Here is a 13,964-nt window from a genome sequence, read left to right as displayed (position 1 = left end):
TCTCCAATGAAAAATAGAAACGTCTGATTGCTCATATCGGTTGCACTGTTTAGGCTTCTTGCAACCGGCGATTGATAGAACGCAATGCGCTGGCCGGTGGCGTCGGAAGGTTATGCATAACGTAAACGTCGACGGCAATCGACGAACGAACCTAACCTGCCCGAACTAGAACTTTGTCAACTCATCAATCACGGGTCTCCCCAGACCTTGAAGCCTACATGGCACGCGCCGACGCGTACTTCGCCGGGAAGCGTCTGCCGGAAGCAATTGATGCATATAGGCAAGTGCTGGCGCTGAAGCCACAGCACGTGAATGCGCTTCATCGTGCAGGGCTTGCATCTTTCCTCGACAACCAGATGGTGCAAGCGGGCGAATTCCTGAGCCGGGCATTGCTGGTGGCTCCGGATCGCGCAGATATTCTGGAGCAACGTGGATTGCTTGCGGCTTTGGCGGAAGAATGGATAGCGGCCGAAGCGTTTTATCATCGCGCGCTCAGTCTGACGGGCAGCACCGCCACTCTTCACCGGAATCTCGGTGATTGTCTAAGATCGTCGTTGCGGCTCGCCGAGGCAAAGGCACACTACATCAAGGCGCTTGAGCTCGAACCGGGGTTGCACCATGCGGTTCGCGCTCTGGCAAAAATTTGCACGGAACTCGAGCAGTTCGCTGACGCCGCGAAGTACTGGGCTCGCGCATGGGCGCTGGATTCAACCAGCTTGCCCGATGGGCTCGCCTTGATTCTGGCGCTGGCGAAGATTGGCCGTCGTAGCGATATTGATGCGGTTGTCGAAGCAATGCGCTGCTCGTTCGCATCGAATGCCGACGCTCTCAAAGAACTGTCGTACACGTTGAACTGCGCCCGCTGTTTCAGCGAGGCGATCAGCGTCGCCAAACAGGGACTCGCCGCCGATCCGAAAAGTGAGCAGTTGCATCTCAATGCGATGTACGGCTTTGACGCTCTCGTGGATCTTCCCGGACTGCGGTCGCATTGCATCGAGGCGGTAGGGAATCTTCCGGACAATGCATTGATGCAATACGTCCTGGCGACTTTGGAACTCAAGTTCGGTGAGTTCGAGCAGGGCTGGAAACGATGGAAATGGCACAAAAGAACGCCGTATTTCCGCGACCCGGTGCGGCCGGATTTCCCCGAATGGAGCGGGGAGGCCGTCGCCGGCTGCAAGTTTCTTCTGGTCAAGGAGCTGGGACTTGGAGATCAAATTCAGTTTCTTCGTATGGCGCATTGGCTGCATCGGCAAGGAGCCACCGTGGATGTGTGGGTTGACGCTCCGTTGGACAAGGTCGCCCGCAGCGCAAGCGGCATTCATGCCGTATGGACCGAGCTGCCTCCAGGGCCTTATGACTACTTTTGCCACATGATGAGGATGCCGGAGTATATGAAGCTGGATTTGCCGATGCTTCCTCTAGCCATGCCGTATATCGCCGCTACGCCAGAAAAAATTCATCAGTGGCAGGCGTATATTGACGACGGCGCGCGTGTCAAGTTGTGCGCGAAGAACAGGCGCATCGGGCTGGCGTGGGCGGGCGATCCCAACCATCCGTTCGATCATCGGCGATCAGTCAAACTGGACATGCTAAGGCCCTTGCTCGGGCAGTCCGGCGTAACCTGGTATTCGGTGCAAAAAGGTTATCTTGAACGCCAGAGCGAGCATCTGGCGAATGAGTTCGACTTACACACGCTGGGCCCCGAAATTAGCGATTTTGCCGATACGCTGGCTATTCTTCAGACGCTCGACCTGCTCATTACGGTTGATACGTCAGTCGCTCATCTTGCCGGCGCGGCGGGACTTCCTGTCTGGGTGCTGCTGCCTGCCCATTCGGATTGGCGGTGGATGCTCGATAGAGCGGATAGTCCGTGGTATCCGTCGATGCGGCTCTTCCGGCAACGCAAGCTAGGCGAGTGGGGGCCGGTCGTTGAGGAGGTACGGGAGGCGTTGGGCGCCTGGTGCGATACGCCCGCAATCCAGGCGTGAGCCAATTCGGCTCAATTCGCCAACATCTCCACAACCGCAACCACCACCGTGAAAACGCCAATGCAGCCGCCCAACGTGGCTGCGCCTTGCATGAAGTTCGACATACGTGCCCCGTAACGAGTAGTTGAAGGCTTATATTTAACCTCAATTGAAAGGTAAAAGAAAGCTTGTCAAAAATAGCGATTTACCCGGATAAGCCATGGTGGAACGCTCAGCTTATCGCCCGGTTCGCGGCCAACACGCCCCAGTACGACGCTTCCTCGAACAGCGACATCCCCGATAGATCGGCGTGAGCGAACAGAACGGGGCCGTGCGCGTCGCGTAAGGCGAGCAGGCCGGGGCGGCTCAGGAAGCCGACATCGGGCGTGGCCATGGCGTGACCGCGCACGGTGATCTCCAGCGCGGCGGCGTGGCGCCACAGATCGCGGCCGTAAGCCGGTGCAAGGTCGATCGCGGCCTGGGCGCGCAGGTCGTCGGGATGCGCGGCGGCAAGCCAGCGACGTGTGTCGTCGGGCGCCTCGAGGTTCAGTGCCTGATAAGCCGAGAACACCGAGCGCTGCGGTGGCGACAGGCGGATCAATTGATGCGTCGAGACTACATAGCCGAGACCGTCGCCACGATAAACAACGTTGTCCCACGCGAGCGGCACGCCTTGCGCTTCGCGCGGCATGCCATCCATCAGGAAGTTGGACACCAGCCACGGCGCGCGTGGCGGCAGATCGCGTGCGGCGTCGAAACCATACGCATGCAGCGATTGCGGCATCACATGCTGAGCGACGAAGAGCGGCATCGCGCAGACCGCGCGGCGCGCCTTCAACAGAAAGGTGGTGGGCACGTTGTTGCTGTCGATGCGAACGCACAGCACCTCGACGCCCGCCGTTTTCTCCTCGACACGGGCCGCAAAGCCGGGCAGCGACCATGCATGCGCACCCACTCGCTGGCTGATGGAGGCGCTCAGCCGGGTCACCATGCTGTGCAGGCCGTCGGGCCAGGTCAGCACTGCACCATCCTCCGCGTTGCGTGCATGGCCGCCGCGCGCTGAAAAATAATGCAAGCCGGCCCACGCGGAGACCCGTTCATAACCCGCGCCGAAATCGTCGCGGCAGGCGTAGTTCAGGTACCAGTGCAGCGACGGCGCGGTATAACCCTCGTCGAGCAGCCATTGCTTGAACGAGCGTTTGTCCAGTGCGCGCCACCGTGCATCTTGCGACGACTGCGCGAGCGGAATGCAAAACACCTTGCGGCCGTCGCTGCCGAACGCCGAGCGCAACGAGTCGGTATAAGCGAAAAAGCGCTGCTGCTGCGCGAGTTCCGCCTGGCCGACACCGAGGGTCGGCACGAGACCGTCTTGCCAATGGCCGTCGATCAGCAGGCGCTCGTCGGGCGCGTGCACCAGCACGCGTTCATCGAACACCGGCCGTGCTGTAAACGGATCGGCTTCTATCACACCGAGGTCGGCGAGCATATCGCGCAGATGTGTCGATTCCATCGACGGCAAAGGCAGATAGTGCGCCCCCTTCGGATAGCCGAGATCGCCATACTGGCCGCCCGCCGCATTGCCGCCGAACTCGGGTCCGGCCAGTACGACGAAGTCTTTGTGTCCCGCTCGCGCGAGTTGCCACGCGCACGACAGACCCGCCGCGCCGGCGCCGAGAATTGCGATGTCGGTTTCGAGCGTGCCTGACGGTGGCGGCAAGCTGCGATGGTCGCGCAGTGCGTGGCCTTCGCGCATCCCAGGGCTGTCGATCGCCGGCGTTGTCTCGATCCAGCCGGTGCGGCCGCAACCGGCAAGCGACGCCGCGGCACTGGCGAGCAGAAAAGTGCGGCGGTCCATCAGCGCAGTACGTGCTTCCAGTCCTCGTCGAAAAGACGGACGAGCGGCTGATCGTTCAACTGGTTCGGCGCCATCGGCAAGGCCGGCATGTCGGCGGGGAAGTGAAACATCTCGACGGCGGTTTGCGCGTCTAGCCAGCGCGTGGGCACCGAGTAATGCGTGGGGATCGTGTAATCGCGGCGCTTGCCCGCGATCACAAAACCCCAGTCGCCGAACGAAGGCACGTAACAGTGATACGGCCACGTATTGAAGCCCGCCTCGCGCAAGGTATCGACAATGGTCCAGTACGCATGCGGCGCGAAATACGGCGAAGTCGACTGAATCACCGCATAGCCGTTTTCCGAGAGATGCCGCGACAGCATCCGGTACACCGGCACCGAATACAAACGGCCCAAACCGAAGTTGGTCGGATCGGGGAAATCGACCACGATCGCGTCGAATACCTCGGCGTTCGATTCGAGCCAGCGCACGGCATCGTCGTTGATCACATGCACGCGAGGGTCTTTGAGCGAACCCTGATTGAGTTTGACGAGCGGCGCGGAATTCGAAAACAGGGTGGTCATCGCCGGATCGAGATCGACCAGCGTCACACTTTCGATGTTGCGATGCTTGAGAATTTCGCGCACGGCGAGGCCGTCGCCACCGCCGAGCACCAGCACATGTCTGGCCCACGGCAGTGCCTCGAGCGTCGGATGAATCAGGGCCTCGTGATAGCGATGCTCGTCGCGTGACGAGAATTGCAGATTGCCGTTCAGGTACAGCCGCATGTCGTCGTGCCATTGCGTGAGCACGATGCGCTGGTACGGGGTGGTTTCGGAGAAGATCGTCTCATCGCCATAGAGGCCGTGCTCGGCCCAATGCGTGAGGCGCTCGGAGAGCGCGAAGCCTGCTGCGAGCAGGCTGATCACCAGCGCGGCACGCGCCAGCTTGCCGGGCACGTTGCTGATTTCGGCGCGGAACGTGTGCGTGGTCCATAACGCGACCAGCGCGTTGAGAATGCCGAACAGGAAGCCGGTGCGCAGCAGGCCGAGACGCGGCGCGAGCACGAGGGGAAACAGCAGCGAGACGGCGAGCGAGCCGAGATAATCGAAGCTCAGGACGTCGCTGACGGTATGGCGAAACGCCTGGCGGCGCTGCTGGAACGCGCGCATCACGAGCGGAATCTCCATGCCGATCAGGATGCCGAGCACCAGCACCACTGCATAGAGCGCCGCGCGAAACGGCGCCGAGAGCCACGCGAACACGCCGAACAGCATCGCCGCCGACAAGCCGCCGAGCAAACCCACCAGCAGTTCGATATCGACGAAGCGGTCGAGCACGTCGTCATCGTCGACAAATTTGGCGAGCCATGAACCGACGCCCATCGCAAACAGATAGCAACCGATCACCGACGAGAATTGCAGCACCGAGTCGCCCAGCAAATAACTCGACAACGTGCTGCTGATCAGTTCATAACCCAATCCGCATGAGGCCAGCACCAGTACGGACAGAATCAGTGTGCGATTATGTTTATTCATCGTGCTGGGCACTCCGGTCCGATCTGGATATACTGGCGGCGATTTCTGCGAGCCGTCGATCGGCGCTGCCGGCATAATCAGGGCCGGTAGAAATGGCATGCGCGGCATGCAAAATCCGGGGGAATAAATGGGTGATGCCTTTTCTTATGGGATTCATTTACTGTCGGCTTTTGTGCTGATCCTCGGATTCGCGGCAGTTTACCTCAAGGTCACGCCGTTCGACGAACTGGCTTTGATCCGTGAAGGCAATGTCGCGGCACTCCTTTCCTTTGCCGGCGCGCTGGTTGGTTTCTGTCTGACGCTGGCCTCGAGTATTGCGCATAACTCCACGCTGGTGCTGGTATTGATCTGGGCATTCGGCGCGATGATCGTGCAGGTCGCCACTTACGCGTTGCTGACCCGGCTTTTGCCTGGCATGAACCACGCGATCGAAACGCGCAATACGGCCATGGGCGGTTTGATGGGTAGCGCGTCACTGGTTGTGGGGATTATCAACGCAGCCTGTCTGACCTGATTGGCGTTTAACACAATTCACACTATTGCCTTATAAGCGGGCGCCTCGCGCGAGGAGTGCACAATGAGTCTCGGATCGTTTATTCGCAAGCAATTCGTCGACGTTCTGCAATGGACTGAAGACCGCGACGGTGTATTAGCCTGGCGCTATCCGATGGAAGACCAGGAAATCCAGTACGGCGGTCAATTGACGGTGCGCGAATCGCAAATGGCGCTATTCGTGAACGAAGGGCGGATTGCCGATGTATTCGGCCCCGGGCTTTATACCTTGACCACCCGCACATTGCCGGTGCTGACCAGTTTGCGCAATTGGGACAAGCTGTTCCAGTCGCCGTTCAAGTCCGACGTGTACTTCTTCAGCACGCGTCTGCAGCTCGGCCGCCGCTGGGGCACGCCGCAGCCTGTCACGATCCGCGATAGCGAATTCGGGCTCGTGCAGGTGCGCGCTTTCGGCATCTATTCGTATCGCGTGGTCGACGTGCCGTCGTTTCATCGGGAGATCAGCGGTACGCGCGCGGTCTACACGGTCGACGATCTCGAACAGCAACTGCGCAATCTGGTCGTGACCGCAATGAGCGTGGCGTTCGGAACGGCGGATGTGGCGTTCGTCGATATGGCCGCGAACCAGGAGCTGCTCTCGCAGCGCATTGGCCGGGCGCTCGCGCCTGTATTCGCGCGCTATGGCGTCGCGCTCGATTCGTTCACCGTGCAAAGCGTGTCGCTGCCCGATGCGCTGCAGAAGACGCTCGACGCGCGTATCAGCGTCGGCATGAGTGGCGATCTGAACAAATTCGCACAGTATCAGGCCGCACAATCGATCCCGCTCGCCGCGCAGAACCAAGGCGGCATGGCCGGTGTGGGCGCCGGCATGGCGGCCGGCGCGGCGATCGGTCAGGCAATGACGGGCGCGCTCAACCCGCAGACGCCTGCGCAACCTGCTCAGCCCGCCCAAGCCTCCTCGAACGATTACGTGGAGCGCTTGCAACAACTCAAGACCCTGCTGGACAAGGGCCTCGTCACCGAAGACGACTATGCGAAGGCGAAAGCCGAGATTCTCGCCAAATTGACGAAATAAGCGCCCTCGATGTTCAGTACTTCGTGTCCTCAATGCGGCGCACCGCTCGAATTTCGCTCTGCCGCGGCGGTGATGGCCGTTTGCGAGTCGTGCCGCAGCACCTTGCTGAAGCGCGGCGAAGCGGTCGAGCGGATCGGCGAGATGGCCTCGGTGTTCGAGGATTATTCACCGCTGCAACTGGGCGCTACGGGCCACTACGCGTCACGTCTATTTACGCTGCTCGGACGTATCCAGTTACGCTATGACGCGGGTTACTGGACCGAGTGGTACGCCAGTTTCGACGACGGCACGTTTGCCTGGCTCTCCGATGCATCGGGACAATACGCGATCACCACGCAAAAAAATCTCGAAGGCAACGATAGTGCGCTGCCGCGATTCGATTCACTGAGCCCGGGCACACCGTTCGATTTCGACGGCAAGCGCTATCTGGCGTCGGATATTCGTACGGCGCAGTGCGTAGGCGGCGAGGGTGAGTTGCCGTTTCGTGTCGGCGACGGTTGGCAGGCACGTGTCGCGGATTTCCGCTACGAAGACAGATTCATCACGCTCGACTATTCGGATGCAGACCCGCAGGCCGGCAAACCGGTGGTGTACGAAGGCGAGTCGGTCGAACTGACGTCGCTAGCCTGCCAGGGGTTGCGCGACGAAGCGCAGATTCGCGAATCCGCCGGCCGTTATCGCGGTGAGCTTGCGGCATTCACCTGCCCGAGTTGCGGTGCGTCGCTCGATTGCCCCGCCGGTGTAGCGAACTACGTGATCTGCGGATCGTGTCATGCGGGTGTCGATTGCAGCGCGGAACAGGCCACGCTGTTTTCGAAGAAACGCAGCGTGGAGGCGATTGAAACCGCGTTGCAACTGGGTGCCGGCGCCACCTTTGATGGCGCGAAATATACGGTGCTCGGCTTGATGCGCTGCCGCACTTCCGACGCCGAGTCCAGCTGGGACGAATATCTGTTGCACAACCTCGAACGCGGCTTTCTGTGGCTCGTGCATAGCGAAGGTAGCTGGGAGCGCGTCGACGTATTGAACCGTTGGCCGATGATCGGCCAGGACGGCCAGGTGCTCGAAGCGGGCAAGACCTACCGCGAACGCGAGCGCTACGTCGCGGAAGTCATGTACGTGGCGGGTGCGTTCAACTGGCGGGTTCAGGTGGGCGACAAGACGTCGATCACCGATTTCGCCTGGCGCGACTTCAAGATGACGCGCGAAACCACTGCCGATGAAATCGTCTGGTCGCGCGCGAAGCCTTTGAGCAACAGCAAGGTGGCCGAGCGATTCGGCGTGCCGGAACTGTCGGGCGGAACGGCGAGCGGTGCAGCCGAGTCCGCAGGCGGCGGGGCGGCAGGGAAAAGCGAAGGGCCGAGGAAAGGCGCGTTCGGGCCGTGGCCCTGGATCGCCACCTTCGCGATGGCATTCATCAACTTCAACAAGCTGTTCGAGTTCGACGGTTCGACGGTGCTGGTGATCGTCGGCATGGTCGCCTTGTGGGCGCCTGAGTGGATCTGGCGCGCCGTACACGAAGACTCTCATGTGTCGCGCAAGGGCGCGTCACGAAGCACATCGAGGTAAGCGTGAGACAGCTTTTATATGTGCTTTACGCGCTCGTCGTGATTGTCATGTTCAGCTGCACATCGATGACCGGGAACGGTGGCGGCGGCGGTGTCGGCTACGGCAGTACGTCTGCACGCAGCGGTTATTCATCGTATGGGTCGCACAAGTGAGCGCGCTGTCATGACATCCGTAACCACCCCGCGCGAGGCCTATGGCTCACATGTGCTGGCGGACCTGGGCGGTATCGGTGCGGACTTGCTGCGCGATGCCGTGGCGCTTGAAACGATTCTGGTGAATGCCGCCGCCGCGGCTGGAGCGCGAGTGCTGTCGGCGCATTTTCATCACTTCGGTGGCGAACATGGCGTGACGGGCGTGGTCCTGCTCGCGGAGTCGCACATCACCATCCACACGTGGCCCGAGCATCGCTTTGCCGCGCTCGATATTTTCATGTGCGGCAAGGCGCGTCCTGAAGAGGCGGTCGCGCAGATCGCACGTGATTTGCAGGCTGAACTGCAAAACGTGCGGACCTGCGAGCGCGGTTTTGCACCGCCGCCTCGCTAAAGCGTCTTAAGGTAAAGCGTCTTAAGACCCGTTAAGGCGTTCTGGCAGCGGCCGTCGGCATGGCGGCCTTGGCCGGTACCACGGCAGCCGGCGTTGCAGCGTCCGACCCGGCTCCCGGCACCGTATGCGCATCCGTTTCCCATCCGCCGCCGAGTGCGAGGAACAGGTTGACCTGATCGACCGCCACCTGACCTTCGGCGGCTGCCACCTGAGACCTCGTTGAGGTCAGTGTGCGCGTCGCATCCAGATCCGAAATGAACGACTCACGTCCGGCGAGATACAGCCGATGCGTTTCATCCGCTGATTGGGCCGCCGACTTCAGCGCGGCACGCAAGGCGTCGGCGCGGGTGGCGTCGGACGCGTAGGTTGCGAGGCTGGTTTCGGTTTCGCGCAACGCGGTCAGCACGACGCCATCGAATTTCGCCAGCGCAACGTTGCTCGACGCTTCCGCTTCGCGCACGCGGCCACGCGCGCCGTTCGTCGGGAAGGTCCAGCTGATCAGCGGACCGAACGCCCAACGCGCTGTCGGCGAGGTGCCGAGGTCTTCCAGAACCCCCGTCAAACCTGCCGATGCCCCGATGCTCACGCTCGGATACAACGCGCCCGTCGCGACGCCGATCCGCGCCGTCGAAGCCGCCAGTTGACGCTCGGCCTCGCGCACGTCCGGACGGCGTTTGAGCAGCGCGGCGCCGTCGCCGATCGGAATCGGCTGGCGGATCTGCGGCAGCGTGTTGCAGGCCAGCACGGCCGGCGGCAAATCGGACGGTGCGCGCGCGAGCAGCGCGGCGAGCCGGTATTGGGCAATCTGGCGGCGCGCCGTGTAGCGGGGAATATCCGCTGCGAGCGTATCTACCTGGGTCTGGTTACGCGTTACATCGGGTTGATTGCCGCGGCCCGCGTCGCGCAATCGGCGCGATACGTCCGCGCGCTGTTTCTGCAATGCCAGCGACTGCTGCGCGATCTTGAGCTCCTCAGCGGCCGAGCATTGGTCGACGTAAGAGCGCACCACATCCGCGACCACGCTGATCCGTGCGAGATCGCCGGCTGCCTGCACGGCTTCCGTGTCTGCCGACGCCGCTTCGACGCCGCGCCGCAGCTTGCCGAACAGGTCGATTTCGTACGAAATGCTGATGCCGATGTCGCCTTCATTGACGACCGGCAGCTTCTCGGTAAGCAGATACTGCTCGGCCGATTCCTGCGCGCGTTCGATAACGGCCGAGGTCTTGCCGGAAAAGCCGCCTTGCGCTTGCGCTACACCCAACGCTTCTCGCGACCGCGCGAGGTTCGCCGCGGCGACACGCAGGTCGGTATTCGATTTCAGCGCTTCGTCGACGAGGCTGTTCAGCACCGGATCGTCATAGAGCTTCCACCAGATCGCGGGGACGGTCTGCCGCGTGGTCAGCCTGGCATCGGCGCCCTCGATCGGCGCATTGGCGAGCGGGGCGTTGACCAGCGCCTGCTTCGGCAACGCGTAATTGGGGCCGACGTTCATGCAGCCGTTGAGCGCGACGGCTAACGGCAGGAGCGGCAGCAGCGGTAATAAGGGCAGCGTGCGCGACGGCTTCATTGCGATGCGCCCGACGTGACGGCAGCAGATGCCGGTTGGGTAACAGGTACAGCAGGCACGGCAGATGTAGCCGAAGCCGCCGAAGCATCCACCGCACCCGAAGCGCCCGTAGCCGGGTGCCGCTTGCCGCTCAGCGACAGATCGAGCACCGACACTGTTGCCGTGCGTCCGGCGATCATGCGGAAATCCGCGGGGACTTCGTCCAGCGCAACCCGCACGGGAATCCGTTGCGCGAGCCGCACCCAACTGAACGCCGGGTTCACGTTCGGCAGCAGATTCGACCCTTGCGTGCGGTCGCGATCCTCAATCCCCGCGACGATGCTTTGCACGTGACCGCGCAGCACCTTCGGCTCGCCCATCACCTGAATATCGACCGGCTGGCCGATGTCGATACCGCGCAGCTTGGTCTCTTCAAAGTAACCGTCGACGCGGAACGAATGCATATCCACGACCGACAGCACCGGCCGGCCCGCGGAGACGAACTCGCCGGCGCGCGGCGCGCGGTCGTTCAGATAACCGTCGACCGGACTCACGATCGTGGTGCGTTGCAGATTCAGTTTGGCGGTATCGATCGCGACATTCGCATCGGCGAGTGCGGCCTCCGCCGTTTCGACCCGCGAGCGGCTTTCTTCGGCGACTTCCAATGCAACCAGGTTGCCGAGCTTGCGGTTACGCGCGTCTTCGCGGCGCGCCTGATCGAGGGTGGCGCGGCGTTGTTCCGCGGTGGCCTGCGCCTGGCGCAGCGCGAGCGCATAGCGGGCCTGGTCGATGACGAATAGCACCTGGCCTTGCTTGACCTGCTGGTTGTCGGCTACCTCGACCGATGAGATCAGCCCCGAGATATCCGGCGCGACCTGAATCACGTCGGCGCGCACGTGTCCGTCGCGGGTCCACGGTGCGAACATGTAATAGGCGACCAGTTTCCACAGCACGAAGGCCGCGACCACGACGACGATCAGGGTCAGCAGAATTTGACCGACGGAGAACCAGGTTTTTTTCACGTTATTAGTCTGTGCGAAACGACGACGACAAGGCCCAGCACCAGCACATAGATGCCGAGATCGAAAATGGAACGGTGCCAGACGAAGCGGTAAAAGCCGACGCGCGCGAGCACCGTGCGGATCACCAGGTTGATCAGATAGGCGATCAACATCAGCACCAGCACGGCCGGCACGAACACGCCGAAGATATCGATTTCACCGATCATCGCGGGAACTGGCCAGGGGTTGGATAAGGTGGCGGGACAGGCGCATCAGGCAGCGGCCTCCGGTTCGGGCGGCGTGGGTGTGATTAGCGTGGCCGGAAACAGCGAAAGACGCAAGCCGACCAGCGCGTGCAAGGCCTCGCGCAAATGGCGCGCCGAGGTTTGCGAGGTCGGGCCCGGCGCGCTGGCATTGGCGAGGCCTTGCGCCGTGACGCGCGTCACCGCAACGTCGATCGACGAGCGCAGGCTCTCCGGTACCGGTTGGCGCGCGCGTTGGTCCACGCACATTTCGAAGTATTGGCGCACGTCGTCGAGGACGAGATCGATCGCGCCTGGCGCTTCTCCGCCGAGTTTGCGGGTCAGACGGCGCAGATCGAGCGCGTTGAAGGCAATCCGCAGATCGCGAAAGCTTTCGATCGACGGATGGCGATGGTCGTCCGTGGCCGCAAGGCGCGGGATCAACTGCATCAGGCGGTCGAGCATGCGCGCGGCGAGGTTGCGCGGGTCTTCAATGGTGCGGGTGGACGCCGTCAGCGCCACGTCGGCCCAACTCGAGCGCAACAGCCGGGAGGCCGCGAGTTCGGCGCCGAACGGCCGCGTCACGCGGGTCCACAGATAGGCATACAGCAAGCCTGCGAGGCCCGCGAGATTGCTGTTCAGGAAGATCAGGAAGTTGGCCGAGTAAGCGTCCTGAATGCTGATGAAGGTGGCGGTATTGACGGCTACCAGCACCGTCACCATGTTGAACGCCGGACGCGGGATCAACGTGCCCACCAGAATGAACGGCGCGGCGAACAGGATGACCAGCATCGGGAAGTCGTGCACGTGCGGCAGCACGGCGAACAGATAGATGCCGGCGGCCACCACGCTGATCGCCGTGGCCACGAAGAACCTGAACACCATCGGCGCGGGTTCGTCGAGCGCGGCGAAGAAGCAGCAGGCGACCGCCGCCAGCGTTACGGCACTGGCGCCGTCCGCCCAGCCCGAGCTGATCCACAGACTGCACGCAATGATCACCGCGGCACCCGCTGAAACCGTCGAAAACAGCATGATGCCGCGATCGAAGAAGCGCTCAGTGCCCCCCAGCCGCCAATGCCGGAAACGTGGCCGCCATGAGCCTTCTTCGCGCGTGATGATGATGCGCAGCGAGCGGCAGTCCTGCCAGACGTCGATCACCTGCTTCATACGCCACAGCGCGTTCGAAAGCAGCGCGCCGTCCCAGGCCGCGAGCGCGGCCGGCGGCGGTTGCATGGCGGCAATGCGCTCGCGCAAGGCGTTGGCGGTCGCGTCCGGGTGATAGCCCCCGCTGGCCGCGGGCAGCGGTGCGTTGAACCATTTGATGACATCGTTGAGCAACGCTTCGAGACCCTCTGGCCAGGTTTGCCGCCCACTGTTGTAGAGGGCGACCAGCGGATCGGCCAGCGCCGACATCATCGGCAGCAGCAACTGCATGCGCCCGCGCAACTCGTGGGCGCGGGCCAGGATATCCGGCCGCGTATGGTCGTAGGCAAGCTGGCTCAGGAGCAGTTCCAGCCCGTTGATCGTGGTGGCGATCCGTTGGCGGGCCCCTGAAATGGCCGCGCCGGCGATGCGCCCGGACAGCGTTTCGGTCGCATAGAACGCGGCGTCGCGAAACCACGCATCGGTCCGCTCGATAATGGTGGGGGCGAGCCGGCTAGGAAACAGCGAACTGCCGACAATGCTCGCGCACACAATACCGAGCGTGATCTCTTCGGTGCGGCTGATCGCCAGATCGAACACGCCGCCAGGATTCGTCACCGAAGGCAGCGCGATGATCGGCATGGTGTAGGCCGCCAGCATGAACACGTAGCTGCGCGCGGTGCGGTCGGCTACCGCCAGATACAACAGCGTGCCGGTCCACAACGCGACGACCACGCTGAACAGATACGGCGATTCGACGAACGGCGGTACCAGCAGCACGGCGGCCGACGCGCCGAGCGCGGTGCCGAGCGCGCGATAGAGCGCCTTGGAGCGGGTCGCGCCGACAAACGGATTCGATACGATGTAGACGGTGGCCATGGCCCAGTACGGCCGCGGCAGTTCGAGCGCGAGACCGATGTAGAGCGCGATCATCGCTGCGGCAAACGTTTTGACGGAGAACAGCCAGTCGCGGACGGAGGGGTAGACCAT

Annotated in this window: 12 protein-coding genes; 6 read left to right on the top strand and 6 right to left on the bottom strand. The window is 62.4% G+C overall.

Translation table 11 applies throughout. The annotated features are described in order from the left end of the window. Positions 1 to 218 precede the first annotated feature (218 nt). Entirely contained in the window at positions 219 to 1,991 is a 1,773-nt protein-coding gene (locus GH665_RS37025; RefSeq protein WP_153141959.1) for a tetratricopeptide repeat-containing glycosyltransferase family protein, read from the top strand. Between the two features lie 211 nt (positions 1,992 to 2,202). Here GH665_RS37025 and GH665_RS37020 read toward each other — a convergent pair whose 3' ends face one another. Beyond that, entirely contained in the window at positions 2,203 to 3,825 is a 1,623-nt protein-coding gene (locus tag GH665_RS37020) for an FAD-dependent oxidoreductase (protein ID WP_153141958.1), read from the bottom strand. Beyond that, positions 3,825 to 5,342, bottom strand: coding sequence for a polyamine aminopropyltransferase (locus GH665_RS37015; RefSeq protein ID WP_153141957.1), 1,518 nt, complete (start codon positions 5,340 to 5,342; stop codon positions 3,825 to 3,827). The genes GH665_RS37020 and GH665_RS37015 overlap by 1 nt, the downstream gene beginning before the upstream one ends. Positions 5,343 to 5,469: 127 nt before the next feature. Here GH665_RS37015 and GH665_RS37010 point away from each other — a divergent pair, with 127 nt between their 5' ends. The 5 genes from GH665_RS37010 to speD all read left to right on the top strand — a co-directional run bounded on the left by GH665_RS37010 (position 5,470) and on the right by speD (position 9,042). Continuing rightward, on the top strand, positions 5,470 to 5,856 hold the full coding sequence (locus tag GH665_RS37010; protein WP_153141956.1) for a DUF350 domain-containing protein: 387 nt from the start codon (positions 5,470 to 5,472) through the stop codon (positions 5,854 to 5,856). Positions 5,857 to 5,919: 63 nt separating this feature from the next. After that, a complete protein-coding gene (locus GH665_RS37005; protein WP_153141955.1) occupies positions 5,920 to 6,930 on the top strand; it encodes an SPFH domain-containing protein in 1,011 nt (336 codons plus the stop codon). A 9-nt stretch (positions 6,931 to 6,939) separates the two neighbouring features. Continuing rightward, positions 6,940 to 8,499: a DUF4178 domain-containing protein gene (locus GH665_RS37000; RefSeq protein WP_153141954.1), complete on the top strand. Its 1,560-nt coding sequence runs from the start codon at positions 6,940 to 6,942 to the stop codon at positions 8,497 to 8,499. Positions 8,500 to 8,501: 2 nt separating this feature from the next. Further along, complete coding sequence (locus GH665_RS38865) at positions 8,502 to 8,651, top strand: hypothetical protein (protein WP_167531058.1); 150 nt, start codon at positions 8,502 to 8,504, stop codon at positions 8,649 to 8,651. A 10-nt stretch (positions 8,652 to 8,661) separates the two neighbouring features. Next, positions 8,662 to 9,042, top strand: coding sequence for an adenosylmethionine decarboxylase (speD, locus tag GH665_RS36995; protein ID WP_153141953.1), 381 nt, complete (start codon positions 8,662 to 8,664; stop codon positions 9,040 to 9,042). A 31-nt stretch (positions 9,043 to 9,073) separates the two neighbouring features. On the opposite strand, the gene GH665_RS36990 is transcribed toward speD, so the two are convergent. From GH665_RS36990 to GH665_RS36975, 4 genes are read right to left on the bottom strand one after another with little or no spacing between them, the layout of a single operon-like run. Beyond that, on the bottom strand, positions 9,074 to 10,609 hold the full coding sequence (locus GH665_RS36990) for an efflux transporter outer membrane subunit (RefSeq protein WP_153141952.1): 1,536 nt from the start codon (positions 10,607 to 10,609) through the stop codon (positions 9,074 to 9,076). Further along, positions 10,606 to 11,610 (bottom strand): efflux RND transporter periplasmic adaptor subunit, encoded by a 1,005-nt coding sequence (locus GH665_RS36985; protein ID WP_153141951.1) that lies wholly within the window; start codon positions 11,608 to 11,610, stop codon positions 10,606 to 10,608. Before GH665_RS36985 ends, GH665_RS36990 begins: the two co-directional genes overlap by 4 nt. Next, positions 11,607 to 11,816, bottom strand: coding sequence for a DUF1656 domain-containing protein (locus GH665_RS36980; RefSeq protein ID WP_120348982.1), 210 nt, complete (start codon positions 11,814 to 11,816; stop codon positions 11,607 to 11,609). The genes GH665_RS36985 and GH665_RS36980 overlap by 4 nt, the downstream gene beginning before the upstream one ends. A 45-nt stretch (positions 11,817 to 11,861) precedes the next feature. Next, positions 11,862 to 13,964 carry an FUSC family protein gene (locus tag GH665_RS36975; RefSeq protein ID WP_153141950.1) on the bottom strand — a complete coding sequence of 701 codons (2,103 nt, stop codon included), beginning with the start codon at positions 13,962 to 13,964 and terminating at the stop codon, positions 11,862 to 11,864.

Origin of the sequence: Paraburkholderia agricolaris (assembly GCF_009455635.1) — a bacterium.
GTDB lineage: Bacteria > Pseudomonadota > Gammaproteobacteria > Burkholderiales > Burkholderiaceae > Paraburkholderia > Paraburkholderia agricolaris.
The sequence above is the reverse complement of the archived record's forward strand: the minus strand, read 5'-3'. Positions and strand labels throughout refer to the sequence as shown.

What these genes read in the sequence shown, in the direction of transcription:
- GH665_RS37025 (WP_153141959.1), top strand. Translation starts at nt 219, where the DNA reads ATGGCACGCGCCGACGCGTACTTCGCCGGGAAGCGTCTGCCGGAAGCA.
- GH665_RS37020 (WP_153141958.1), bottom strand. Translation starts at nt 3,825, where the DNA reads ATGGACCGCCGCACTTTTCTGCTCGCCAGTGCCGCGGCGTCGCTTGCC.
- GH665_RS37015 (WP_153141957.1), bottom strand. Translation starts at nt 5,342, where the DNA reads ATGAATAAACATAATCGCACACTGATTCTGTCCGTACTGGTGCTGGCC.
- GH665_RS37010 (WP_153141956.1), top strand. Translation starts at nt 5,470, where the DNA reads ATGGGTGATGCCTTTTCTTATGGGATTCATTTACTGTCGGCTTTTGTG.
- GH665_RS37005 (WP_153141955.1), top strand. Translation starts at nt 5,920, where the DNA reads ATGAGTCTCGGATCGTTTATTCGCAAGCAATTCGTCGACGTTCTGCAA.
- GH665_RS37000 (WP_153141954.1), top strand. Translation starts at nt 6,940, where the DNA reads ATGTTCAGTACTTCGTGTCCTCAATGCGGCGCACCGCTCGAATTTCGC.
- speD (WP_153141953.1), top strand. Translation starts at nt 8,662, where the DNA reads ATGACATCCGTAACCACCCCGCGCGAGGCCTATGGCTCACATGTGCTG.
- GH665_RS36990 (WP_153141952.1), bottom strand. Translation starts at nt 10,609, where the DNA reads ATGAAGCCGTCGCGCACGCTGCCCTTATTACCGCTGCTGCCGCTCCTG.
- GH665_RS36980 (WP_120348982.1), bottom strand. Translation starts at nt 11,816, where the DNA reads ATGATCGGTGAAATCGATATCTTCGGCGTGTTCGTGCCGGCCGTGCTG.
- GH665_RS36975 (WP_153141950.1), bottom strand. Translation starts at nt 13,964, where the DNA reads ATGGTCTACCCCTCCGTCCGCGACTGGCTGTTCTCCGTCAAAACGTTT.